The sequence below is a fragment of the Streptomyces sp. NPDC057287 genome, assembly GCF_042667905.1.
GTDB lineage: Bacteria > Actinomycetota > Actinomycetes > Streptomycetales > Streptomycetaceae > Streptomyces.
This window is the reverse complement of the sequence record NZ_JBHUYV010000007.1, coordinates 98598-122366: the sequence shown is the minus strand read 5'-3', so window position 1 is coordinate 122366 and position 23769 is coordinate 98598. Positions and strand designations below refer to the sequence as shown.

The 23769-nt window shown below is 72.4% G+C and carries 21 protein-coding genes and 1 pseudogene; 13 read left to right on the top strand and 9 right to left on the bottom strand.

All coding sequences use genetic code 11. From position 1 onward, the window contains the following. The first annotated feature begins 34 nt into the window (after positions 1–34). Positions 35–967 (top strand): aldo/keto reductase, encoded by a 933-nt coding sequence (locus tag ACFUNE_RS15730; RefSeq protein WP_383567108.1) that lies wholly within the window; start codon positions 35–37, stop codon positions 965–967. A gap of 98 nt (positions 968–1065) precedes the next feature. Here ACFUNE_RS15730 and ACFUNE_RS15725 read toward each other — a convergent pair whose 3' ends face one another. Then, a complete protein-coding gene (locus tag ACFUNE_RS15725) occupies positions 1066–1311 on the bottom strand; it encodes a hypothetical protein (RefSeq protein ID WP_383567105.1) in 246 nt (81 codons plus the stop codon). A gap of 58 nt (positions 1312–1369) precedes the next feature. Here ACFUNE_RS15725 and map point away from each other — a divergent pair, with 58 nt between their 5' ends. Together map and ACFUNE_RS15715 are read left to right on the top strand one after the other, a co-directional pair. Then, complete coding sequence (map, locus tag ACFUNE_RS15720; protein WP_383567102.1) at positions 1370–2227, top strand: type I methionyl aminopeptidase; 858 nt, start codon at positions 1370–1372, stop codon at positions 2225–2227. A gap of 168 nt (positions 2228–2395) precedes the next feature. Beyond that, positions 2396–3058, top strand: a complete 663-nt coding sequence (locus ACFUNE_RS15715) for a heme oxygenase (biliverdin-producing) (protein ID WP_383567100.1) — start codon at positions 2396–2398, stop codon at positions 3056–3058. Here the strand turns inward: ACFUNE_RS15715 and ACFUNE_RS15710 are convergent, their stop codons facing one another. The 3 genes from ACFUNE_RS15710 to ACFUNE_RS15700 all read right to left on the bottom strand — a co-directional run bounded on the left by ACFUNE_RS15710 (position 3059) and on the right by ACFUNE_RS15700 (position 6833). After that, positions 3059–3730: a PhzF family phenazine biosynthesis protein gene (locus tag ACFUNE_RS15710; RefSeq protein WP_383567097.1), complete on the bottom strand. Its 672-nt coding sequence runs from the start codon at positions 3728–3730 to the stop codon at positions 3059–3061. A 93-nt stretch (positions 3731–3823) separates the two neighbouring features. Continuing rightward, entirely contained in the window at positions 3824–5386 is a 1563-nt protein-coding gene (locus ACFUNE_RS15705; protein WP_383567094.1) for an HtaA domain-containing protein, read from the bottom strand. Between the two features lie 40 nt (positions 5387–5426). Continuing rightward, entirely contained in the window at positions 5427–6833 is a 1407-nt protein-coding gene (locus ACFUNE_RS15700; protein ID WP_383567091.1) for an HtaA domain-containing protein, read from the bottom strand. Between the two features lie 132 nt (positions 6834–6965). On the opposite strand from ACFUNE_RS15700, the gene ACFUNE_RS15695 reads away from it, so the two are divergent. From ACFUNE_RS15695 to ACFUNE_RS15665, 7 genes are all read left to right on the top strand, one after another. Further along, the gene (locus ACFUNE_RS15695; protein WP_383567088.1) at positions 6966–8027 is read left to right on the top strand and encodes a hemin ABC transporter substrate-binding protein; all 1062 of its coding nucleotides are present in this window, start codon (positions 6966–6968) and stop codon (positions 8025–8027) included. After that, positions 8024–9106 (top strand): FecCD family ABC transporter permease, encoded by a 1083-nt coding sequence (locus ACFUNE_RS15690; RefSeq protein ID WP_383567085.1) that lies wholly within the window; start codon positions 8024–8026, stop codon positions 9104–9106. Before ACFUNE_RS15695 ends, ACFUNE_RS15690 begins: the two co-directional genes overlap by 4 nt. After that, positions 9103–9942: a heme ABC transporter ATP-binding protein gene (locus ACFUNE_RS15685; RefSeq protein WP_383567082.1), complete on the top strand. Its 840-nt coding sequence runs from the start codon at positions 9103–9105 to the stop codon at positions 9940–9942. The genes ACFUNE_RS15690 and ACFUNE_RS15685 overlap by 4 nt, the downstream gene beginning before the upstream one ends. Positions 9943–10130: 188 nt before the next feature. After that, on the top strand, positions 10131–11267 hold the full coding sequence (gene efeO / locus ACFUNE_RS15680) for an iron uptake system protein EfeO (RefSeq protein ID WP_383567079.1): 1137 nt from the start codon (positions 10131–10133) through the stop codon (positions 11265–11267). A 13-nt stretch (positions 11268–11280) separates the two neighbouring features. Continuing rightward, the gene (gene efeB / locus ACFUNE_RS15675; RefSeq protein ID WP_383567076.1) at positions 11281–12549 is read left to right on the top strand and encodes an iron uptake transporter deferrochelatase/peroxidase subunit; all 1269 of its coding nucleotides are present in this window, start codon (positions 11281–11283) and stop codon (positions 12547–12549) included. A gap of 22 nt (positions 12550–12571) precedes the next feature. Further along, on the top strand, positions 12572–13507 hold the full coding sequence (efeU, locus tag ACFUNE_RS15670; protein WP_383567073.1) for an iron uptake transporter permease EfeU: 936 nt from the start codon (positions 12572–12574) through the stop codon (positions 13505–13507). Then, the gene (locus tag ACFUNE_RS15665) at positions 13419–14417 is read left to right on the top strand and encodes a hypothetical protein (protein ID WP_383567070.1); all 999 of its coding nucleotides are present in this window, start codon (positions 13419–13421) and stop codon (positions 14415–14417) included. Before efeU ends, ACFUNE_RS15665 begins: the two co-directional genes overlap by 89 nt. A gap of 69 nt (positions 14418–14486) precedes the next feature. On the opposite strand, the gene ACFUNE_RS15660 is transcribed toward ACFUNE_RS15665, so the two are convergent. Together ACFUNE_RS15660 and ACFUNE_RS15655 are read right to left on the bottom strand one after the other, a co-directional pair. Beyond that, a complete protein-coding gene (locus ACFUNE_RS15660; protein ID WP_383567067.1) occupies positions 14487–15230 on the bottom strand; it encodes a bifunctional DNA primase/polymerase in 744 nt (247 codons plus the stop codon). Between the two features lie 142 nt (positions 15231–15372). Beyond that, complete coding sequence (locus tag ACFUNE_RS15655) at positions 15373–16008, bottom strand: TetR/AcrR family transcriptional regulator (RefSeq protein WP_383567064.1); 636 nt, start codon at positions 16006–16008, stop codon at positions 15373–15375. A 148-nt stretch (positions 16009–16156) separates the two neighbouring features. On the opposite strand from ACFUNE_RS15655, the pseudogene ddaH reads away from it, so the two are divergent. After that, positions 16157–17023 (top strand): annotated as a pseudogene (ddaH, locus tag ACFUNE_RS15650) (dimethylargininase); the annotation flags it as partial. Here the strand turns inward: ddaH and ACFUNE_RS15645 are convergent. Beyond that, positions 17020–18012: a small ribosomal subunit Rsm22 family protein gene (locus ACFUNE_RS15645; RefSeq protein WP_383567061.1), complete on the bottom strand. Its 993-nt coding sequence runs from the start codon at positions 18010–18012 to the stop codon at positions 17020–17022. The pseudogene ddaH and the gene ACFUNE_RS15645 sit on opposite strands and share 4 nt — an antisense overlap. 165 nt (positions 18013–18177) lie before the next feature. Between ACFUNE_RS15645 and ACFUNE_RS15640 the strand changes: the two genes are divergently transcribed. Further along, a complete protein-coding gene (locus ACFUNE_RS15640) occupies positions 18178–19488 on the top strand; it encodes a hypothetical protein (RefSeq protein WP_383567058.1) in 1311 nt (436 codons plus the stop codon). Positions 19489–19525: 37 nt separating this feature from the next. On the opposite strand, the gene ACFUNE_RS15635 is transcribed toward ACFUNE_RS15640, so the two are convergent. Beyond that, positions 19526–20917: a Bcr/CflA family multidrug efflux MFS transporter gene (locus tag ACFUNE_RS15635; RefSeq protein ID WP_383567055.1), complete on the bottom strand. Its 1392-nt coding sequence runs from the start codon at positions 20915–20917 to the stop codon at positions 19526–19528. Positions 20918–21002: 85 nt separating this feature from the next. Here ACFUNE_RS15635 and ACFUNE_RS15630 point away from each other — a divergent pair, with 85 nt between their 5' ends. After that, entirely contained in the window at positions 21003–22010 is a 1008-nt protein-coding gene (locus ACFUNE_RS15630; protein WP_383567051.1) for a Gfo/Idh/MocA family protein, read from the top strand. Between the two features lie 17 nt (positions 22011–22027). Here ACFUNE_RS15630 and ACFUNE_RS15625 read toward each other — a convergent pair whose 3' ends face one another. Continuing rightward, the gene (locus ACFUNE_RS15625) at positions 22028–23695 is read right to left on the bottom strand and encodes an alkaline phosphatase D family protein (protein ID WP_383567048.1); all 1668 of its coding nucleotides are present in this window, start codon (positions 23693–23695) and stop codon (positions 22028–22030) included. Positions 23696–23769: the final 74 nt, after the last annotated feature.

Below are 23769 nucleotides of genomic sequence, written 5' to 3'. Positions count from 1 at the left end.
CGACCCCAGCTTCCCACATCCGAGGACGGACCCCTTGACCTCCCCCGCCTCCCCCCTGCCCTCCTCACCGGCCACCGCCTCCGGCGCCCCGCGCGCCGGAGGGGCCGGCCGACTCGGCGACCGCACCGTCTCGCGTATCGGCTACGGCGCGATGCAGCTCCACCGGATGGCCGAGGACCGCGCCGGCGCGCTGGCCCTCCTGCGCCGCGTGGTCGAGCTCGGCATCGACCACATCGACACCGCGCAGTTCTACGGCAACGGCTACTCCAACGACCTGATCCGCGAAGCGATCCGTCCCCAGGACGGCGTCACCGTGGTCAGCAAGGTCGGCGCCACCCCCGACCCCGGCGGCCCCGCACCGATGCGCTACGCCCAGCACCCCGCCGAGCTCCGCGCCGACGTCGAGACCAACCTCAAGAGCCTCGGCCTGGACCGGATCCCCCTCGTCAACCTGCGCCGCGCCACCACGTCGGGCTTCGGGCTGTCCGCCGGCCCCGACCAGATCGTCGACCTCGACGACCAGCTCGCCGAGATGGAGGCCCTGCGCGACGAGGGCAAGATCGGTGCGATCGGCCTGAGCACCATCGGCCTCGACGACCTGCGGCGGGCCCTCCCGGTGGGGATCGCCTGCGTCCAGAACGCCTACAGTCTGCTGGCGCGCGAGGACGAGGAGCTGGTGCGGACCTGCACCGTCCACGGCATCGCCTGGGTGCCCTACTTCCCCCTCGGCAGCGCCTTCCCCGGCCTCCCCAAGGTCAACGAGCACCCCGTCGTACAGGACGTCGCCCGCTCCCTCGGCGCCACTCCCGCCCAGATCGGGCTGGCCTGGCTCCTCCACCACACCCCGGGCACCCTGCTGATCCCGGGCACCGCCGACGTGTCCCACCTCGAAGCGAACGTCGCCGCGGGCGCCGTCACACTCGACGCCGAGGCCCTCGCCGCCCTGGACGCGATCCACACCGGCTGACCAGGACGACGCCGGAGCCGGGGGCGGCCGGGACCGGAGCGGGCGACAGGCACCCGCCACCCGCCCCGGCGCGATCCGCCGGGCGTCCCCGGCCCCGGTCAGCCCGGGCGGCCCGGCGTCCCGCCCTCCGACCCCTCCGTGCGGTCGTGCCACTTCGGGTCGTTCTCCCACTCCAGGTTCCGCTCACGCGCCGTGTCCATCGCGCGCTGCGCCTCCCCCGGCGTGGTGTACGGGCCGAAGCGGTCCTTCCCCGGGCACTCGGGGCCTTCCTCGACCTTCTTGTGCTCCAGGCAGTAGTACCATTCGCCCGGTTTGCCCACCGTGCGCTTCTTGAACAGGGCCATTGCGGGATCCTTTCCTCGTTGCCATGGTGCCCCGAGGACGCTGGTTAGACTCGCTGACATGTCTGGCCAGTCGCTTCTCGTACCAGGGGAGATCACTCCCGTCCGCTCCGTCCCCGGAAGGATCCGGCGCCCCGAGTACGTGGGGAAGCCCGCCCCCACGCCGTACACCGGGCCGGAGGTCCAGGACTCCGACACCGTGGAGCGCATGCGGATCGCGGGCCGCATCGCGGCGCAGGCGATGGAGGAGGCCGCCAAGCACATCGCCCCGGGGGTCACCACGGACGAACTCGACCGGATCGCCCACGAGTTCATGGTGGACCACGGGGCCTACCCGTCGACCCTGGGCTACCGGGGCTTCCCGAAGTCGCTCTGCACCTCGCTCAACGAGGTCATCTGCCACGGCATCCCGGACTCCACCGTGCTCCGCGACGGCGACATCGTGAACCTCGACGTCACCGCGTACATCGACGGCGTGCACGGCGACAACAACGCCACCTACCTCTGCGGCGACGTCGACGAGGAGTCCCGCCTCCTCGTGGAGCGCACCCGGGAGTCGCTGAACCGCGCCGTCAAGGCGGTGCGCCCCGGCCGGCAGATCAATGTGATCGGGCGCGTCATCGAGTCGTACGCGAAGCGGTTCGGCTACGGGGTGGTACGTGACTTCACCGGGCACGGGATCAACTCCTCGTTCCACTCCGGCCTGATCATCCCGCACTACGACAGCCCGCACGCGACGACCGTGATGCAGCCGGGGATGACCTTCACCATCGAGCCGATGCTGACGCTGGGGACCCACGACTACGACATGTGGGACGACGGCTGGACCGTGGTGACGAAGGACCGGAAGCGGACCGCGCAGTTCGAGCACACACTGGTGGTGACCGAGACCGGGGCGGAGATCCTGACGCTTCCGTAGGGTCCCCGCCGGACGGCCGCCTTACCGACAGGCAGTCGGGAACCTGTTGACTTAGGTAAGCCTAAGCAGGAGGATCGGCGTATCGGTGCGCGGCGGCGTGCACAGCTGCCGCCGGTATGCATGTTTCTGTCCGGACTTCCCGTCCCCCTCGGTCCCCGGAGGCCCGCCTTGGACTCGACCGCCACCACCCCCTTCTCCACCCTCATCCGCACCGCTTCGCACGAGCAGCACACGGAGGCCGAGTCATCGACCTTCATGAGCGACATGCTCGGCGGCCGGCTCGGGGTGGACGCGTACGCGCGCTACACCGAGCAGCTGTGGTTCGTCTACCGGGCGCTGGAGGACGGTGCGGAGACCCTGGGCACGGACCCGGTCGCCGGGCCGTTCGTCCAGCCCGAGCTGATGCGCACGGCCGAGCTGGAGCGCGACCTCGCCCATCTGCGGGGCGAGGGGTGGCGCGACGGCCTGGAGCCGCTGCCGGCCACCGCCGCGTACGCCGCGCGGGTCGCCGAGTGCGCCCGGGACTGGCCCGCCGGATACATAGCGCACCACTACACGCGTTACCTCGGGGACCTCTCGGGCGGCCAGATCATCCGCGGCACCGCGGAGAAGACCTGGGGCTTCGAGCGCAAGGGCGACGGGGTGCGGTTCTACGTGTTCGAGCAGATCTCCAACCCGGCCGCCTTCAAGCGGGACTACCGGGAGCTGCTGGACGCGGTGAACGCCGACGACCTGGAGAAGCAGCGCATCATCGACGAGTGCAAGCGCGCCTTCGCGCTGAACACGGCCGTCTTCCGCGAGCTCGGTGAGGTCTTCCCGCTCAGCGCGTGATCAGGACGTGACCACCAGAAGGACGCGGCCCCCGACCTCCATCGTGCCGTCCGGCGCGGGTGCGGTGAGGATCTGGGAGCCGCGTCCTTGTGTGATGTTGAGGGCCCGGCCGAGCTCCGCGCTCAGCAGCATGGCCGCGGCGCCGGTCGCCTCGTCCTCGTCGATGCCGTCGTCGCGCCGGGGGAAGGCGCGCGCCCGCACACGGCCGGCGGCCTCGTCCTCCCAGGCCCAGACGTAGAGCCAGCCCTCGCCGGGCGGCGGCCCCGTCAGCGCCTCGACCTCCGCGGCCGAGGCGTACCGCTCCAGCGCCCTCTCCGGCGCCCACTCCGGGCGGGCCGTGATCCAGGTGAACTCGCCGTCCTGGCGCGCCGTCACGTCGCCGACGGGCAGCTCCAGGACCTCCAGGTCGAGCAGCCAGGCTGCTCCGACGAGGGGGTGCCCGGCGAACGGCAGCCGCAGCCCGGGGGTGCGGATGTCGACGGTGCCGCGCTCCGGGTCGTCCACGAACACCGTCTCGCTGAAGCCGAGCTTCCTTGCGAGCGCCTGCCTGGACTCGTTGTCGGGATACCTGCGTCCGTCGCGCACGACGCCCAGCGCGTTGCCGTGGCGGCCGTCCGGTCCGCAGAACACACGCAGTACGTCGATGCCTTCGGGTACGTCGAAGTCGTTCACATGCGCATTCAAGCACCGCGCGGGGTGTCCCGACGCCACGAGGGCCGCACCGGCACGCTGTGCCGGTGCGGCCCTCGTGGAGCGGGGACGGGATCAGACGGTACGGCGACGGCGCGCGGCGATCACCACACCGGCGCCCGCCGCGACGACGACGCCGGAGGCGGCGATCAGCGCACCGGCCGGCAGGCCCGATCCGGTGGAGGCGAGGGAACTCGAACCACCCACGGTCCCGCCGCCGACCGTGCCGCCGGACATGGTCCCGCTGCCGCCGGTGCCGCCCGAACCGCCGGTGCTGCCTGATCCGCCGCTGCCTCCCGGGAGTTCGGCGTTCTCGTCGAGGGCGACGGAGACGGTCAGGGCGTCGAGCGGGGTGCCCTTGGCGTACATGCCGCCGAACGCCTCGGTGCCGTCCGCGGTCAGGGTGGCGGGGACGGCGGAGAGGGTCACCACGCCTCCCTTGGCGGCGAGTTCACCGCTGGGGAGCTTCAGATCGGCGACGGCGAGGCCGGTGCGGGTGGTGACCTTCCTGGTTGCGCGGTCCTTGCTGGTGACGTCGGCGACCAGGGTTCCGGCGCCGTCCTTCACCTGGACCTCGAGTCCGGTGAGGGAGAGGTCGAGTGTGTAGGCGTCGCCCTCCTTGTGGCCCAGGAAGCGGACCGTGCCGTCGAATTCGGCCTCCAGGGTCTGCTCCTCGGCGTCGAAGCTGCCCGTCGCGTCGGGGAAGCGGTAGCCCGCGGCCGACGCGGTGGCGCCGCCCGTCGTCTCGACCTTGCCGTTCGCGACGGGACCGGTGACGTAGGAGCGGAAGGACTCCTTGACGCCCCAGTCCAGGGTGCCGTCGACGACCTCGCCCTGTTCGGCCGCCGGGGTGGTGGCCGACACGGAGGGGTTCGGGGAGGCCGGGGTGGTGGGCTTGCCCGTGGGGGTGGCCGTCGGCTTGCCGGTGGGTTCCTTCGTAGGCTCCTTGGTCGGCTCCTCGGTCGGCTCCTGGGTGGGCTCCTTCGTCGGTTCCTTCGTCGGCTCCTCGGTCGGGGGCGTCGTGACCGACTTGACCGACAGGGTGGCCGGGTCGAGGACCTCGCCCTCCGCGTACATGCCGTTGAAAGCAGCCGATCCGGTCTTCGTCAGCTTCGAGGGGATGTCCTTGAAGACCATCGCGCCGCCCTCGCCCTGACCGGGCCGGACCGCCGACAGGTCGAGCTCGGCGAACGCGACGTCGTCCTGGGTGCCCTGCGGGGTCTTGAGGTCGACGGTGACGGCGCCGGCCGTGCCGCTCGTCGAGACCTTCACGTCGGAGAGGGTGATGTCGAGGGCGCCACCGTGGGCGTTGAAGTTGACGCTGCCGTCGAAGGCCGTGTCGGTGCCGTGGGTGGTGGTGTCGTAGGTCCCCGTGCCGTTGCCGAAGGTGAAGACCCCGTTGCCCGCCGCCTGGGTGGCGCCGTCCTCGACGGTGATCGTGCCGGCGCCGCCGATGTATCTGCGGAAGGACTCCTTGAAGCCCCAGTCGAGCGTGCCGTCCGTCAGCTCCACGGTGGCTGCGGGAGCGGCGGCCGGGGCCGCGCTGTCGGCCGCGAGGGCGGGGAGGGCGAACGTCGCGCCGAGGGCGGCCGCGGTGGCGACGGCCGCGGCGAGGGCTATGGGTCGGTTGGCTGCCATGACAGTGACTCCTGGGGAACGTAAGTGATGAGAGGGGTGGTCAGGTGTTCCGTGCCGTACGGCGGCGACGGGCCGCGTACAGGACGGCGGCGACGGCCGCGATCAGCACGGCCCCGCCCCCGACGGCAAGAGAGGTACGGGAGCCGGACTCCGCTGCCGCCGGCTCGGCGGCGGCAGGGGTCACGGCGGACTGTGCCGCGGGCGCTCCGGACGGTTCGGCCCCGCTGCCCAGGTCGGGCAGCGCGGGCATTTCCGCCTTCGGGTCGACGGCGACGGCGAGGGAGACCGGGTCCATCGCGGTGCCGGCCTTGTAGAGGGAGCCGAAAGCCTTGGCCCCGGCGGCGGTGAGGGTCGCGGGGGCCTCGGCGAGGACGGCGAGACCGTCCTGGGGAGCGAGGCCCCCGGCGGCGAAGGTGACGAGCGGAACGGCCTTGTCGGTGGCGCCGTCGCTGGTGACGTCCGCCAGGAGCGTGCCCTTGCCGGAGGCCACCCGCGCGGCGAAGCCGGCGAGTTCCAGGTCCAGGCCGTCCGCTCCGGTGAAGCGGACGCTGCCGGCGAAGGCGGCGTCCAGCTCCTTCCTCCCGGCGTCGTACGTGCCCTTGCCCCGCGGGAAGCGGAAGACGGCCCCGCCGTCCTGGGCGCCGTCGGCGAGGGTCCACCTGCCCCGGCCGATGGAGCCGGTGACGTACTCGCGGAAGGTGCGGCGCACGCCCCAGTCCACGGCGGCGTCCTCGAAGCGGCCCGCGCTCTCCTTCTTCTTCGCGGCGGAGGGCGAAACGGAGGCCGACGGCTTCGACGGCTCGGACGGCTTCGCGGCTGCCGGTGCCTCCGTGTCGACGGAGAGACTGACCGGGTCCAGCGGCGTTCCGGCCGCGTAGTAGCCGGCGAAGGCGCTCGCCCCCTGCGAAGTGAGCGTCGCCGGGACGCTGTCAAGGCCGACGGGCGTGGAGCCGCCCCTCATGTTGATCCCGGCGAGGCCGAGGGTGGCCAGCGGCACCTGGGACCTCGTGGTGACGCGGCCGCTTCCCCGCTCCTTGCTGGCCATGTCGGCGTGGAGCGTCCCTCCGCCTCCCGAGATCCTGACCGTGGGGCGGCTGATGGTGAGGTCGAGCTCGTTGCCGCCGCCGGCCTGCCGGTGGCCCACGAAGTGGACCCCGCCGGAGAACGCGGCCCGGAAGGCGCCGCTCGCCGGGTCGTAGGAGCCGGTGGCCGAGTGGAAGCGGAACTGGCTCCCGCCGACCGTCGCGGCCCCGCCGGTCAGGCTCCAGCTGCCCTGGGCGATGGGCCCGGTGACGTAGCTCTGGAAGGAGGACTTGATACCCCAGTCCAGCCGGCCGCCCTGCACCGTGCGGCTCGCCGCCTGCGCGGCGGAGGCGGGGAGCAACGCTCCGAACAGCACCGCGAGAAGCGCGACGGCGAGCGCGCGGACGGAAAGGGACGACGGCATGGGGCCCTCCGGGCTGATGATGAAGTAAGGCTAGCCTAAGCTTAGTGAGGTGAGGCTAACCTAATATCACTTCAGCGTGCGCCGGAACCCCTCCGGCACCTCGCGCCCTCAAGACCCCAGGACGGTGCACCCGTGCGTCTCCCCCAGCACTCCGCCGCGGCGGGCCGAAGAGCCGTACGACGGCGGGCAGGACGGCTCGGAACGCTGGCCGCCGTGACACTCGCGGCGGCCCTGACCGGATGCGGCCCGGGAACGCCCGCCGGGCGGACGGCGAGCACGCGGTCCGCCGCCGCGACGGCGGACGCCGTGGAGCCGCTGGCGGGGGTCCCCGAGAAGCGGCTGCCCGTCACCGTGCCCTCGGCGGACGGCAAGGACGTCACCGTCACCTCCGCGGACCGGATCGTCCCGCTCACCGGATCGCTCAGCGAGATCGTGTTCACGCTCGGATTCGGCGAGCAGGTGGTGGCCCGCGACATCACCGCCACCTTCGAACAGGCCGAGAAGCTCCCGGTCGTGACCCGCGCTCATGACGTCTCGGCCGAGAGCGTGCTGTCCCTGCGGCCCACCGTCGTCCTCGCGGACACCACGACGGGCCCCGCCGAGGCCGTCGCCCAGATCCGTGACGCCGGGATCGCCCTGGTCGTCGTCGAGCCGGCGAAGGATCTCGCCGATGTCGGCCGCAGGATCGCCACCGTGGCCGCGGCCCTGGGTGCGAAGTCCGCGGGAGACGAACTCAGGACGCGAACGGAGTCCCGCATCGCCGCCGTGCGGAGGACCGTTCCCGCACGCCGGGAGGACGGCGGGCCACGCGTCGCCTTCCTCTACCTGCGTGGCTCGGCCTCCGTCTATCTGCTGGGCGGCCGGGAGTCCGGGGCCGGTTCGCTGCTCGAAGCGGCGGGAGCCGTCGACGCCGGCAAGGCCTCCGGACTGACGAAGGACTTCACGGCCATCACCAGCGAGGCGCTCGCGAAGGCCGCACCGGACGTGATCCTGGTGATGACCAAGGGCCTCGACTCGGTGGGCGGCGTCGACGGGCTGGTGAAGATCCCGGGGGTCGCGGAGACGCCCGCCGGGATGGACCGCCGGATCGTCTCGATCGACGACGGGGTGCTGCTGAACTACGGGCCGCGCACCGACCGGGTACTGGCCGAACTCGTGGACCAGCTCTACCCGGAGGGCGTGGAGGGCACGTGACGACCGCCTCGTACGAAGAGTCCGCCACCAGGGCGGAGCGCGCCCCGGCGAGGCGCGGGAGGGCGTTCGTCCTGACCGTCGCCCTGTCCGCCGCGCTGCTCGTCGGCTGTCTGCTCTCCGCCGGGCTCGGCGCCTACGGCATTCCGCTCGGCGACGTCCTCTCCTCCCTCCAGCACCGCGCCGGCCTCGGCGGGCAGGCCCTGGACCGGGTCGGCGAGAGCGTGCTGTGGAACGTGCGCCTGCCGAGGGTCGCCTTGGCCCTGCTCGTCGGCTCCTCCCTCGGCTGCGCGGGCGCGCTGATGCAGGGGGTGTTCGGCAATCCGCTGGCCGAGCCCGGCGTCATCGGGATCTCCGCGGGCGCGGCGGTCGGGGCCGTCGCCTCGATCGCGCTCGGGCTGACCTTCCTCGGCAACTGGACGATCACCGTCTGCGCGTTCGTCTCCGGTCTCGCCACGGTCCTGCTCGTGTACGTGCTCTCCCGCTCGGGCGGCCGGACCGAGGTGGTGACGCTGATCCTCACCGGCATCGCCGTCAACGCCTTCGCGGGCGCCCTGATCGGCCTCTTCATCTTCTTCGCCGACAACGCGCAGATCACCCAGATCACCTTCTGGCAGCTCGGTTCGCTCTCCCAGGCGACCTGGCCGAAGGTGCTCGCCGTGCTGCCGTGCGCGGCGCTGGGGCTGCTGGTCGCCCCGCTCCACGCCAGGAAGCTGGATCTGCTCGCGCTCGGCGAGCGGCCCGCCCGGCACCTGGGCGTCGACGTCGAGCGGCTGCGGATCGTGCTCGTCCTCGTGGTGGCGCTGCTGACCGCCGCGGCGGTCGCCGTCGCCGGGATCATCTCCTTCGTGGGGCTGCTCGTCCCGCATCTGCTGCGGATGGCGAACGGCCCGGGACACCGCTTCCTCGTCCCGGGCAGCGCGCTCGGCGGTGCGCTGGTGCTGGTGGCGGGCGATCTCGCCGCCCGCACCGTCGCCGACCCCGCCGAGCTCCCGCTCGGCGTGCTGACCGCGCTCCTCGGCAGCCCGTTCTTCTTCTGGCTCCTGCGCAGGACCCGCCGCAGACAGGGTGGTTGGGCATGAATCCGTTCAAGGCACTTCTCACGGCCCGCGGCCGGGAGCTGCCCTCCCCCGCCGCTCCGGGCTCCGCCGCCGCCGAGGCGGCCGGGGTGGGCGTCCGGCTGGGCGGACGGCCGGTCCTCGACTCCGTCGAGCTGACCGTCCGGGCGGGCGAGGTGCTCGCCCTCGTCGGACCGAACGGCGCCGGGAAGTCCACGCTGCTGGCGGCGCTGGCCGTGGACCTGCCCGTGGACGGCGGCGAGGTACGCGTCGACGGCCGGCCGGCCACGTCCTGGTCCCCCGCCGAACTGGCCCTGCGCCGGGCGGTGCTGCCGCAGTCCGCCGCGCTCGCCTTCCCGTTCCCGGTCGAGGACGTCGTACGGATGGGCCGGGCACCCTGGGCGGGGACGGCCCGCGAGGACGAGGACGACGCCGCGGTCGCGGCGGCGATGGCCGCGACCGAGGTCACGGAGTTCGCCGCCCGCCCCTTCTCCGCGCTGTCCGGCGGCGAACGCGCCCGTGTCGCCCTGGCACGGGTGCTCGCGCAGCGCGCCCCCCTGCTGCTTCTGGACGAGCCCACGGCCGCGCTGGACCTGCGCCACCAGGAACTGGTGCTGCGGATCTGCCGCGAGCGGGCCGCCGCCGGGGACGCGGTGGTCGTGGTGCTGCACGACCTCGGCCTCGCGGCGGCGTACGCGGACCGGGCCGTGGTGCTGCACGGCGGACGTTTGGCGGCGGCCGGGCCGCCCGCCGAGGTGTTCACCGACGCGTTGCTCGGCGAGGTGTACCGGCAGCCGGTCGAGGTGTTCCCGCACCCGCGGACCGGGGTGCCGCTCGTCGTACCGAAAAGGCTTGCTTGACCCGCTTTTGACCTTCCTGTGGGTTCCCCATGAGTCAGCCGTGATCCGGCCGTTTCCGCCCCCTCGGAGTGAGACCTGAATCACGCGAAAGACGGGTGTCGGTGAGGTAAGGCACAGTTAAGTTAGGGCCGCCTCACCTCCTGTCGTCCGCACCGTTCCCCGCCCTTTTGACTCTTGTGGAGCCCCGCATGCGAGCCCTTCGTACCTCCGTCGTCACCGCTGTCGCCACGGTGGCCGCACTGACCGCCGTCACGGGCTGCGCCGAGAAGAGCGACGGCAAGGGCGACGGAGCCGTCCAGGTCGTCGCCAAGGACGACTCGTGCACGGTGTCGTCCAAGAAGATCCCGGCGGGCCACGTCGAACTCGCCGTGGAGAACAAGGGGTCCAAGGTCACCGAGGTCTACGTCCTGTTCCCGGACGACCGGATCGTCACCGAGCGCGAGAACATCGGGCCGGGCACCAAGGCGAAGATCACGGCCGAGATCAAGGCCGGCACGTACGAGGTCGCCTGCAAGCCCGGCATGAAGGGCAAGGGCATCCGCCAGACGGTCGAGGTCACCGGGGGCAAGGCGGCGGCGCGCAGCCCCGAGATGGACGAGGCCGTCGCCGGATACCGCACCTACGTGCAGGCCCAGGCCGACGAGACGCTGCCGAAGGTGAAGGTCTTCACGGACGCCGTCGCCGCGGGCGACATCGAGGCCGCGAAGAAGGCGTACGCCGGCTCACGCATCGGCTGGGAGCGCACCGAACCGGTCGCCGAGTCCTTCGGTGACATCGACCCGAAGGTCGACGTCCGCGAGGACGGCCTGGAGGACGGCCAGAAGTGGACCGGCTGGCACCGCCTGGAGAAGGCGCTGTGGCAGGACAAGAAGCTGGGCGCCGAGGAGAAGGCGCTCGCGCCCACCCTCTACACGGACCTGCTGGACTGGCAGAAGCGGGTAGGCCGGGCCGACATCACCCCGACCTCGATGGCCAACGGCGCCAAGGAGCTCCTCGACGAGGTCGCCACCGGCAAGGTCACGGGCGAGGAGGAGCGCTACAGCCACACCGACCTCGTCGACTTCAAGGCGAACGTCGAGGGCGCGGAGAAGTCCTACGCCCTCCTGAAGCCGATCGCGTCGAAGAACGACGCGGCGCTGACCACCTCGCTCGACAAGCAGTTCGCTGCGCTGAACACGCTGCTGGACAAGTACCGCGCGGACAAGGACTCCTACGACTTCACCTCCTACGACAAGGTCGGCAAGGCGGACCGCAAGGAGCTCTCGGACGCCGTCAACGCGCTCGCCGAGCCGCTGTCCAAGCTGGCCGCCACGGTCACGAAGTAGCAGGGGCCGGACCATGACGGAGACCGAGGACACGGGCGGGGGCGCCGACCGCTCCCCCGCCCCCTCCCGCCGTGCCCTGCTCGGCTGGGGCGGTGCCGGACTGGCGCTGGGCGCCGCCGCGGCGGGCGGCGCGGTGGCCGCCGTGCGCTCCGGCGGGAGCCCGGAACCGGCGTCCGACAGCGGCGCGGCGGTGCCCTTCCACGGGACGCATCAGGCGGGTATCGCCACCGCCGTGCAGGACAGGCTCCACTTCGCCGCCTTCGACGTGACGACGGAGGACCGGGCCGAACTGGTCGCACTGCTCAAGGAGTGGACCCGGGCCGCCGAGCGGATGACGGCCGGACGGGCCGTGGGCGAAGGGGCGTACGGAGGACCGGCGCAGGCCCCGCCGGACGACACGGGCGAGGCGCTGGGCCTGCGGCCGTCCCGGCTGACGCTCACCCTCGGATTCGGCCCCTCCCTGTTCGCCGGCGGCCGTTTCGGCCTGTCCGGGCGGCGGCCCGAAGCGCTGGTGGACCTGCCGAAGTTCCCCGGTGACAATCTCGACGCCGCCCGCAGCGGCGGCGATCTGTGCGTCCAGGCGTGCGCGGACGACCCGCAGGTCGCGGTGCACGCCATCCGGAACCTCGCCAGGATCGGGATGGGGCGCACCGCCGTCCGCTGGTCGCAGCTGGGGTTCGGCAAGACGTCCTCGACGACCCCGGGCGCCCAGACCCCGCGCAACATGATGGGTTTCAAGGACGGCACCCGGAACATCTCGGGCACGGACGACGCCGCCCTGAGGAAGCACGTGTGGGCGGACGGGACGGACGGCGCCGGCTGGATGGCCGGGGGGTCGTACCTGGTCGCCCGGCGCATCCGGATGCACATCGAGACGTGGGACCGGGCTCCGCTGCAGGAGCAGGAGGACATCTTCGGCCGCGACAAGGGCGAGGGCGCACCGGTGGGCAGGGCGAAGGAGCGCGACGAGCCGTTCCTGAAGGCGATGCTGCCGACCGCGCACGTGCGGCTGGCACACCCGGACACCAACGGCGGGGCGACGATCCTGCGCCGCGGCTACTCCTTCACCGACGGCACGGACGGTCTGGGCAGGCTCGACGCCGGCCTCTTCTTCCTCGCCTACCAGCGGGACGTGCGCGCGGGGTTCATCCCTGTGCAGCGCGGCCTCGCCGCCTCCGACGCGCTCAACGAGTACATCCAGCACGTGGGTTCGGCCGTCTTCGCCGTTCCGCCCGGCGTCCGTGACACGGACGACTGGTGGGGCCGGACGCTGTTCTCGTGACCGACACCGTGGAAGGACCGGCATGTTCGGCAACTATCTGATCGGGCTGCGCGAGGGTCTCGAAGCCGGCCTGGTCGTCTGCATCCTCATCGCCTACCTGGTCAAGACCGGACGCCGCGACGCGCTGCGCCCGGTGTGGACCGGTATCGCCATCGCCTGCGCCCTCTCGCTGGCCTTCGGTGCCGCGCTCGAATTCGGCTCCCAGGAGCTGACGTTCGAGGCGCAGGAGGCGCTCGGCGGGTCGCTGTCGATCGTCGCCGTCGGGCTGGTCACCTGGATGGTGTTCTGGATGCGGCGCACCGCGCGGCACCTGAAGCGGGAGCTGCACGGCAGGCTCGACTCCGCTCTCGCGATGGGCACGGGCGCGCTGGTCGCCACGGCGTTCCTGGCGGTGGGCCGCGAGGGCCTGGAGACCGCGCTGTTCGTCTGGGCCTCGGTGCGGGCGAGCGGGGAGGGATCCTCCTCGCCGCTGGTCGGGGTGCTGCTGGGAATCGCGACCGCGATCGTGCTGAGCTGGCTGTTCTACCGGGGCGCCCTGCGGATCAACCTGTCGAAGTTCTTCACGTGGACGGGCGGCATGCTCGTGATCGTGGCGGCCGGTGTCCTCGCCTACGGCGTGCACGACCTGCAGGAGGCCCGCTTCCTCGGCGGCCTGGCGGACAAGGCGTTCGACGTCACGGCCACGGTTCCGCCGGACAGCTGGTACGGCACCCTGCTCAAGGGGATCTTCAACTTCCAGGCCGATCCGACCGTCCTTCAGGTCACGGTGTGGGCGCTGTATCTCATCCCCACGCTCACGCTGTTCCTCGCCCCGGTAGGGTTCAGGCGGTCAGTGCGGACGACGGATCAGAAGGCGCAGAAGGCAACGGATGAGAAGGCTGGGTCGACTGGCGGCGGGGCTCGCGACGGCGACGGTACTGGTGGTGACGGCGAGCGGCTGCGTGACGGTACACGGTGAGCTGGAAGTCGTGCCGGGGGCGACGAAGTCCGAGGCCGCCGAAGCCCTGGAGGACTTCACCGTCGCGTACAACAAGGCGGACAAGGCCTACGATCCGGACCTCGACGCGGACCGGGTGACGGGTTCGCTGGGTGCGATCAACCAGGCCGGTCTGGTCGCGCGGCGCAAGAACAGTCCGCAGGGCAACGCGGCCCACAAACCGCTGGAGCTGACCGACGCCTCGTACGTCATCCCCAGGAAGGCCGGCTGGCCGCGCTGGTTCCTCGCGGACACCGACTCCAACCGCGACCAGGACGGCGGGAAGCTGGACACGCGCTGGCTGCTGGCGTTCGTCCGCACCGGGCCGGACGCCCCGTGGAAGGTCTCCTACCTGGCGGTCGCCTCCCCGTCCGAGATCCCGAAGTTCCGCAAGGACGCCGACGGCTGGGCGCAGCCCGTGCCCTCGGCCGGCACCGACGCGGCCCTGGCCACCTCGCCGGCGGAGCTGAGCGGCACGTACACGGACTACCTCAGGGACGGCGCACCGGACGTGTTCGCTCCGGGGTCGATGACCTCCGGCTGGCGGGACGCGCGGAAGAACACCCGCAGGGCGGGCTTCTCCTACCAGTACGACGACCGGGCGCTGGATTCCGGGACGTTCGCGCCGCTGGGCCTGACGACGGAGGACGGCGGGGCGCTGGTCTTCTTCAGCAGCAAGCACTTCGAGCGGCAGACCGCGGCGCGGGGACTGCGGCCGACGGTCACGGCGGACGTGCAGGCACTCCTGACCGGCGAGGTGAAGAGCACCCTCACCAAGGAGCGCGTCTCCAGTCAGCTGGTCTACGTGCCCAAGAAGGGTGCCGGTGAGGCCGACGGCAAGGTGCGTGTGCTGAACCGGCTGCCCGGTCTGGTCGCGGCGCAGGGCTCCTGACTGCCGCGGGCGGCAGGGCCCGCGGGGTCCGTCGCCCGGCGGCCGCGCGCCTCCGGGTCCCGGGCGGGCTCAGCGGCTGAGCGGCCAGGCCACCGAGTCGTGGTCGAGGTCGCTCTGGTCCGCGGTGTCGGCGTACTGCGCGCAGGCGTCAGTGAGGGTTTCGAGCAGGGTCAGCGGGTCGGGCAGCGGGTTCTCCGGGCCACGGATCCAGTGCACGTCCAGCTCACCGGGGAGCCGTGCGGGCGGCAGGAGGGCGTAGCTGCCGCGGCAGTGCCAGCGGAGGCCCGGATGCTCGTCCATGGTCTCGGGGTGGCAGTCCAGCTCGCAGGGCCACCACTCGTCCTCGTCCTCGGGCGTGCCGCGGGTGGCGGTGAAGAAGAGCATCCGGTCCGTGCCGGACTGGGCCACGGGGCCGACGTCGATGCCGGCGGCGATGAGCTTCTCCAGGGCGACGCGCCCCGCGGAGAGGGGGACGTCCAGGACGTCGTGGATCATGCCGGTCGCTGTGATGAAGTTGGCCAGCGGCTGGTTGGCGGCCCAGCGCTCGATCTGCGCGCTGTCCGTCGTGGACTGCGTCTGCCAGGCGAACGAGACGGGGTGCCGGGCGGGGGTGGGACAGCCGACGCGTTCGCACGAACATCGGTACCCGACCGGGTGCGCGGCGGGCGAGATGGGCATGCCCGCCTCGGCGACGGCCAGGAGCAGCGCCAGCCGGGCGGCTTCCTCGGCCTCCGGCTGCGGTTTCGGCCGCCTGCGCAGCCACTGGGAAATCCTGCCCTCTGTGCCGCGATAGCGGCCGGAATCGGCGCCCATCTATCCCCTCACCTCAGCGGTTGTACCTCCATGGTCCCACCATCCTGCTCCTAGGGTGGCCAGAGTTCCCAAGCGGGGTGTCCGGGCCGCCGAACAGGGGCCGGCGCGCATGTGCGGTATGTCACGAAACGCCTGTCGGGTCTCACGGCCGGACGGAGAGCCCCCGCAGCGCGTGATCGACGACGGCGTCGGCGTACGCGTGGGTCAGCGGAAGGGTTCTCAGCAGCCAGCGGTGCGTGAGCGGGGCGACCAGGAGCTCCAGCGCGACCCGCGGATCGATGTCCTCGCGCACCTCACCGGCCTCCTGGGCGGCCCGTAGCCGTGTGACATACAACTGAAGCTGGGGTTCGAGCAGATTTTCGACGAATTGTGCCCCCAGCGCCGGATCCATGATGCCTTCGGCGGTCAGGGCCCGGGTCGGTGCCGCGGCCGCGGGGTCGTTCAGTCCGTCGACCGTGGCCCGCAGGACCAGCTTGAGGTCGGCCGCCAGGTCGCCGGTGTCGGGGATCCCCAGCTCACCGTCCTCGGCCACCCCCACCCCCTCCACGTCCGCCGACCGGCGGGCGCCCTCGTCGGTGAACGCCTCCATGAGCACGGCCGCCTTCGACGGCCACCAGCGGTAGATCGTCTGCTTGCCGACGCCGGCCCGGGCGGCGATGCCCTCGATCGTCGTCCTCGCGTACCCCACCTCGCCGACGAGTGAGAGCGCCGCGTCGCAGATCGCACGGCGGGAGCGGTCGCTGCGGCGGCTGGAGTCGGGGGCCTTGTGAGGTGACATCCGGCCAGCCTAGAGGGTCACGGGCCGATACGTATCGTCTTGCCGCCTGCCCGGTCACCCCGCAGGAACCACCCGAACGGATCACAGCGCGGCGGCCCGGGGCGGCGCACCATGAACTCACGCACACACCCCGTGCGCATCCCACCGTTCCGCGGCACCGGCCGCCGTTCGTGAGGAGCCTGATTTGACCCGTGACGCCACCCCTCGTCGCTACCTGATGTGCGCCCCGGCCCACTTCGAGGTCACGTACTCCATCAACCCGTGGATGGACCCGTCCAAACCCGTGGACCTGGCCCTGGCCACCACCCAGTGGGAGGACCTGCGCGACCGCTACCGGGCCCTCGGCCACACCGTGGAGCTCCTCACCCCTCGCCCCGACCTGCCCGACATGGTGTTCGCCGCCAACGGGGCCACCGTGATCGACGGCCGGGTGCTCGGCGCACTGTTCGCCTACCGGGAGCGGTACGCGGAGGCCGAGGCGCACCGGGAGTGGTTCCGGGCCAACGGCTTCACCGAGATCCACGAGCCGGCCCATGTCAACGAGGGCGAGGGCGACTTCGCCGTGACCTCGTCCTACCTGCTGGCCGGACGCGGCTTCCGGTCGAGCCCGCTCTCCCACGACGAGGCCCAGGAGTTCTTCGGGCGCCCGGTGATCGGTCTCGATCTGGTGGACCCGCGCTACTACCACCTGGACACGGCGCTGTGCGTGCTCGACGACGCGGCCGACGAGATCATGTACTACCCCGGGGCCTTCTCGCCGGGCAGCCGGTCCGTGCTGGCCCGGCTCTTCCCCGGCGCGCTGCTGGCCGAGGAGGCGGACGCCGTCGCGCTGGGCCTCAACGCGGTCAGCGACGGGCGCCACGTGCTGCTCCCGCAGGCCGCCACGGGCCTCTTCGACCCGCTGCGGGACCGGGGCTTCGAGCCGGTCCCGATGGACCTGGGCGAGCTGCTCAAGGGCGGCGGCAGCGTCAAGTGCTGCACGCAGGAGCTGCGGGCCGGGGACGTCAGCCCCTAGTCCTCCTCGGGCGGCGGCCAGGCGTCGCCCCACGCGGTGTCCCGGGCGGCACGGTAGAGCGTGCCGTGCCGCTTGGTGACCGTGGCGCGCCGCAGGCCCTCGTCCCGGGTGCAGAGCTCCAGCAGCACCTGGCCCTTGCGGATCTGCGGTCTGCGGGTGACCCGGGCGGTGACCGGGGCGGTGGGGAAGCGGGTCGCCACGACGTAGCTGAACTTCTCGTCCTCGTGGCTGAGCGTGCCGCCCTTGACCTGGCGGTGCAGGGAGGAGCGGCTGACCCGGGCCGAGAAGTGGCACCAGTCCGTGCCGCGCTCGATGGGGCACGCCTCGTCGTGCGGGCAGGGGGCGGCCACGGTCAGGCCGGCGGCGATGAGCCGGTCGCGGGCCTCGATGATCCGGTCGTAGCCGTCCGGGGTGCCCGGTTCCACGATCACCACGGCCTGCGCCGCCGCCGCGGCGTCCACGACCGCGGCCCGGTCCTCCGGCGTGAGCTCCTTGAGCACGTACGAGACCGTCACCAGATCCGCGGGCGCCGGGGCCGGTGACACGCCGATCCGCGCCCGCTCCCAGGTGGCGGACCGCAGGCCCGGGACACCCGAGGCCTCGGCCAGCTCGCGGCCGAGCGCCAGTGCGGGCTCCGACCAGTCCAGGACGGTCGTCCGCGGCCCGTCCCAGGCCCCGGCGACCGCCCAGCTCGCCGCGCCCGTACCGCCCCCGATGTCGGTGTGGGTGGCAGGGGCCCAGTCCGGTGCGGCCTCGCGGAGTGCGCCGAGGCAGGACCGTACGGCCTCGTACGTCGCGGGCATCCGGTACGCGGCGTACGCGGCGACGTCCGAGCGGTCCCGCAGGATCGGGGCATCGGTGGGGGTGGTCCCGCGGTAGCTGGCGATCAGCCGGTCGACGGCCTGCGCGGCCTGCGTCGGGGGCAGCCCGTCGAGCAGGGCGGCCAGCGCCGCACGCAGGGCTTCCGCGGTGGGGAGGGTGTCGTTCACCGCCGAATTGTAGGCGCTGCGGACCCGCTCCCCGCAGTCCGGCGGTCCGGGACGGAACCGGGACGGAACGGCTACCGGACCGAACTGCTCTTCGCCATGGGCCCGTTGCTACGCTGGCCGACGCCGCATCGGGGATTGCTCAGGGCTTGGCCCGCCGGGGGGACCATGAGACAGAGGATCGTGCGCCTGGCTCTGGTGGGCGGGGTGCTCCTCCTCGCCCTGCTCCTCCTGCTGGCGACCTGCGGGGGCGGTGGCGGCGGCGGGGAGGACGACGAGCCGGAGAAGCCCGCGAGGAGGAGCGCCGGCCCCGCCACGCAGCTGAACGTCCCGCCGGAGTACACGACGGGGCGCGGCTGGGAGGTCGTCGGCGCGGGGCCCGACTACGCCGTCTCGCACACGACGGGCCGGCTGGCCTATCTGGTGGAGGCCCCCGGCCGCCGCTACCGGCTGCGGACCCTCGACACGGAGACCGGCCGGGCGGGCTGGAGCGGCGAGGCCTGGCGGCCGCCGGACCCGCTGCGCTTCCCGAAGCTGCTCACCGTCGCCAAGGACGACCGGCAGTTCTTCGTGACCTGGTCGTTCGGGAAGACCGGCGGCGGGCTCACCCCGGCGCAGACGTTCGTCTCCCTCGACGTGTACGACGTGGTGGACGGCGAGCGCCGCCGTGTCGAGGTGCCCTGGACCGGCGCGCCGACCGTCACGGCCACCGGTCCGGGCGTCCTCATCAGCGACGGCAGGGCGAACAGCGCGGTCGTGGACCCGGTCAGCGGTGAGGTGTCGGAGATTCCCACGTCCGCGGTGACGTATCCGAAGGGCTGCACGGCCTGCAAGCAGCTCACCGAGGTGCGCGGGCAGACCGCGGAGGGGCTGCTGCTGAGCGGGGTGCGCGAATTCTGGGTGCGGGGCGGCTGGTTCAGCAGGAAGACAGCCCCGAAGGGCGCGGACCCCGCGACCGGGGTGCCGACCGCGGTGGCGCCCGGGCTGATCCTGGCGAAGTGGCGACCGGCCAAGGGCGCGAAGCGGGCAGCCACCCACCAGATGTGGACGGTCCATGACGCGGCGACCGGGAAGCCGGTCGTCTCGGTGGAGTGCCACACCCCGGCCATAGAGCCGGGCAGCTATCCCCGGGCCGTCGTCTCGCCCTCGGGCGGTTACCTGGTGGCGGGCAACCTCGCCTTCGACCTGAAGGCCCGGAAGGCGTTCTGCTTCGAGGAGGCGGACGGCTCGGCACAGCTCACGCTCGCGTCGGTGACGGACGGGGGCAGTGCCTACGGCGCGACCACCGCGCGTGACGCGGACGAGGCCCTGGAGGGCGACGGGGGCGGCCCGGTCACGGTGAGCTTCACGACCTGGGACGTCGAGGCGCTGGCGCCGAACACGCGGCTGCCGGAGGTGGAGAGCTCCGGCGTCGGCGTGTTCCGCTGGACGGACCGCAAGGACCGGCTGCACCTGCTGGGCTATCCGCGGGTGGGCTGAGCCGGAGCCGGCCGGGACCCGCCCGGCCGGCCACGGGTCACTTCAGCAGCGGCTGCCGCGTGCCGCCCGTCCGCTGCCACGGTCGGCAGAGCAGCAGGAAGCACACCACCGCGGACAGGGCGCAGACCACCTGCACCACGGCCATCGGCACCGCGGTCCTCTCGCCGGCGATCCCGACCAGGGGTGACGCGATGGCACCGATCAGGAACTGGGACGTCCCCAGCAGCGCGGAGGCGGAGCCCGCCGCGTGCTTCGTGCGCATCAGGGCCTGGGTGTTGGTGTTGGGCATCGCCAGCCCCATGGCGGACATGAGCACGAACAGCCCCGCGGCCACCGGCAGCAGGCCGACCTCACCGAAGACCCCGGACGTCATCAGCAGCAGGGCGACGGCCGCCAGGGAGATGACGGTCAGGCCGAAGCCGAGCGCCTTGTCCAGGCTGACCCTCCCGACGAGCAGCTTGCCGTTGATCTGGCCGACGGCGATCAGCCCGACGGAGTTGATCCCGAAGAGCAGGCTGAAGGTCTGCGGTGAGGCCCCGTAGATCTCCTGCACGACGAACGGCGACGCGCTCACATAGGCGAAGAGCGCGGCGAAGGCGAGGCTGCCCGCGATCATGTAGCCGGTGAACACCCGGTCGGCCAGCAGTCCGCGCATGGTGCGCAGCGCGTCGCCGACACCGCCGGTGTGCCGCCGCTCCGGGGGCAGCGTCTCGTGGAGCCACTTCCAGACGACGAGGGTCAGCAGCACGCCGACGAGGGTCAGGACGACGAAGATGCCCCGCCAGTCGGTGAACTGCAGCACCTGGCCGCCGATCACGGGCGCGATGACGGGGGCGACCCCCGAGATCAGCATCAGCGTCGAGAAGAACCGGGCCATCTCGTCACCGTCGTAGAGGTCACGCACGACGGCCCGGGAGATCACGATGCCGGCCGCACCGGCCAGGCCCTGGAGGAGGCGGAAGCCGATGAGGAGTTCCGCGGTGGGGGCCACGGCGCAGATCGCGGTGGCCAGCACGTAGACGACCATGCCGAGGAGCAGCGGCGTGCGCCGGCCCCAGCGGTCGCTCATGGGTCCGACGACGAGCTGACCGAGCGCCATGCCGGTGAGGCAGGCGGTCAGGGTGAGCTGGACCGTCGCGGCCGGCGCGTGCAGCGCGCCGGTGACCTCCGGGAGAGCCGGGAGGTACATGTCCATCGAGAGGGGCGGCAGGGCGGTGAGCCCGCCCAGCACCAGCGTGACCAGAAGTCCGGCCCGCCGTGCGGTGGTCGTGGAGGCGGCCGGGATGCCCGGCGCCATGGTGGTGGAGATGGCCGGGACACCCGCAGCGGTGGGGGTGGCGGTGGCCTGGGCGCTGAGTGCGGCGCCCTTGCTGGTCGTCGGTATGTGCTCGTCTTCTTGCTGGGCCCGGCTCGCGCCGCTGTCCGGCATCCTCGTCTCCGCTTCGTTGAAACCACATCTATGCTCTCAGGTCAGTCGTAGTGGTCGATACCTTTTTGCGTGGGAGCGGACGGGCATGAGCGGGACTGTGCGTTGGGGTGTACTGGCGACGGGCGGCATAGCCGCGACCTTCACGGGGGACCTGCTGGCGATGAAGGAATCCGGCGCGGAGGTCGTGGCGGTCGCCTCGCGCACGGAGGCCTCCGCGAAGGCGTTCGCCGACCGGTTCGGGATCGAGCGGGCGTACGGCAGCTGGGCGGAGCTCGTCGCGGACGAGACCGTCGACGTCGTCTACGTCGCCACCCCGCACTCCGCACACCGTGAGGCGGCGGGGCTCGCGCTGGAGGCCGGCAAGCACGTGCTGTGCGAGAAGGCGTTCACGCTCAACGAGCGCGAGGCGCGGGAGCTGGTGGAGCTGGCCCGGGAACGCGGGCTGTTCCTGATGGAAGCCATGTGGACGTACTGCAATCCCCTCGTCCGCCGGATGACGGAGCTGGTGCGGGACGGCGCGATCGGCGAGATCCGCACGGTACAGGCCGACTTCGGCTTCGCGGGCGCCTTCGGGGCGGAGCACCGGCTGCGGGATCCCGCGCTGGGCGGCGGCGCGCTGCTGGACCTCGGGGTCTATCCGGTGTCGTTCGCGCAGCTGCTGCTGGGTGAGCCGGACCGGGTGCAGGCGGACGCACTGCTGTCCCCGGAGGGCGTCGACCTGAACACCGGGATGCTGCTGGGCTGGGACTCGGGTGCCACGGCGCTGCTGAGCTGCTCGATCGTGGGCGACCTGCCGACCTCCGCGACCGTCACCGGCACGGCGGGGCGGATCGACCTCCCGCGGGACTTCTTCCACCCGGACCATTTCGTCCTGCACCGTCCGGGGCGCGAGCCCGAGAAGGTCGTGGCGGGCCCGGGTCCGCAGGGCCTCTCGGGCCTGCAGTACGAGGCCGCGGAGGTGACGCGGGCGCTGCTGGCGGGCGAGAAGGAGTCCCCGCTGGTGCCGTTGGAGGGCTCGCTGGCCGTGATGCGGACGCTCGACGCGGTACGTGACCGCATCGGCGTCCGCTATCCGGCGGACCGCCTCGCCTGACCCCGTGCGGGGCCGGCTCAGGCGGGGGTGAGCCCCGGGTTCCCGGCCTCGGTCACGAAGGAGCCGGCCGTGGCGACGGGCGCACCGGGCGTGGTGACCGCCGAAACCGTACGGAAGTCGGCGCGGGCCTCGTCCCGGTCGAGGGTGACGAGCGCGTAGCCGCGGCGGCCGTTGTAGAACTTCAGGTGCGGGTTGGCCCCGGTCAGGTTGTCCCAGTTGGCGGGCTTGTCGGCGCCGTCCTTGCCGCTGGCGATCGAGGTGGCCACGATCTCGGTGCCGACGGTCCGGGAGGACGGGTCGTCGAAGTCCTTCTTGAGGTCGAAGCCGTAGCCGACGTGCACGTCGCCCGTGAGGACCATCAGGTTCTCGATCCCGGCCGCCTCCGCGCCGTCCATGATGCGCTTCCGGGAGGCGGGGTAGCCGTCCCACGAGTCCATGGACAGCTTGTAGGCGCCGCCCGGCACGTCGCGCCGCTGCGCGAAGGTGACCTGCTGGGGCACGACGTTCCACAGGGCGCCGGAGTTCTTCCAGCCGTCGAGCAGCCAGCGCTCCTGGGCCGCGCCCGTCATGGTGCGCGACGGGTCCTCGGACTCCGGGCCGGGGATCTTCCAGCCGTCGCCGTACGCCTGGTTGCTGCGGTACTGCCGGGTGTCGAGGATGTCGAACTGGGCGAGCCGGCCGAACTGCAGGCGGCGGTAGAGCCGCATGTCGGGTCCGACGGGGCGCTGCGGGGCGCGCAGCGGCTGGTTCTCCCAGTACGCCCGGTAGGCGGCGGCCCTGCGCAGCAGGAACTCCTCCGGGGGGACGCTGTTCTCAGGGGTGTCGCCCGCGTAGTTGTTCTCGGTCTCGTGGTCGTCCCAGGTGACGACGAAGGGGTGCGCGGCGTGGGCGGCGCGCAGGTCGGGGTCGGACTTGTAGAGGCCGTACCGCATGCGGTAGTCCTCCAGCGTGAGCGTCTCCCGGTTGAAGTGGTCCGGCAGGACGCGGTCGGTGTAGCCGCGGGCTCCGCCGGCGGCGGTGACCGCGTACTCGTAGAGGTAGTCGCCGAGGTGGAGGACCACGTCGACGTCCTCCTCCGCGAGGTGGCGGTAGGCCGTGAAGTAACCGTCGTGGTACGCCTGGCAGGAGACGGCGGCCAGGCTCAGCGACCCGGTGCGGGCGCCGCGCTCGGGTGCGGTCCTGGTGCGGCCGGTGGGGCTGGTCCAGCTGCCGGCGCGGAAGCGGTAGTAGAAGACCCGGTCGGAGTCGAGCCCGCCGACGTCCACGTGGACGCTGTGGCCGAATTCGGGGTGGGCCGTGGTGGATCCGCGCCGGACGGTCCGCCGGAAGCGTTCGTCGCGGGCGATCTCCCAGCGGACCTCGACGCGCTCGGCGGGCAGCCCGCCGTCGGCCTCGTACGGGCGGGGCGCGAGTCTCGTCCACAGGAGCACGGACTCCGGCAGCGGGTCCCCGGACGCCACCCCGAGGGTGAAGGGGTCCTCGGTGATCTTCCGGGCGTCGAGCTCGGCGGCGGCGGCCGTGCCCGCGCCGGGCAGGCCGACGGTGAAGGCCAGTGCGGCCGCGGCGCCGGTGGCCGTGAGGAAACGGCGGCGCCCCACACCGGGGCCGAGCCGTCGCGCGGCCTCGCGCAGCTCGGCGGAATGACCGTGCTGACCGGGCGTCCTGCTGATCTGTGCGGGTGTCATATGCCCCTCCCCTGCCGGATGTTGTCAGAGGTATTGGAGTGCGGGACGACGACTTCCCGTTGGCACGTACACAA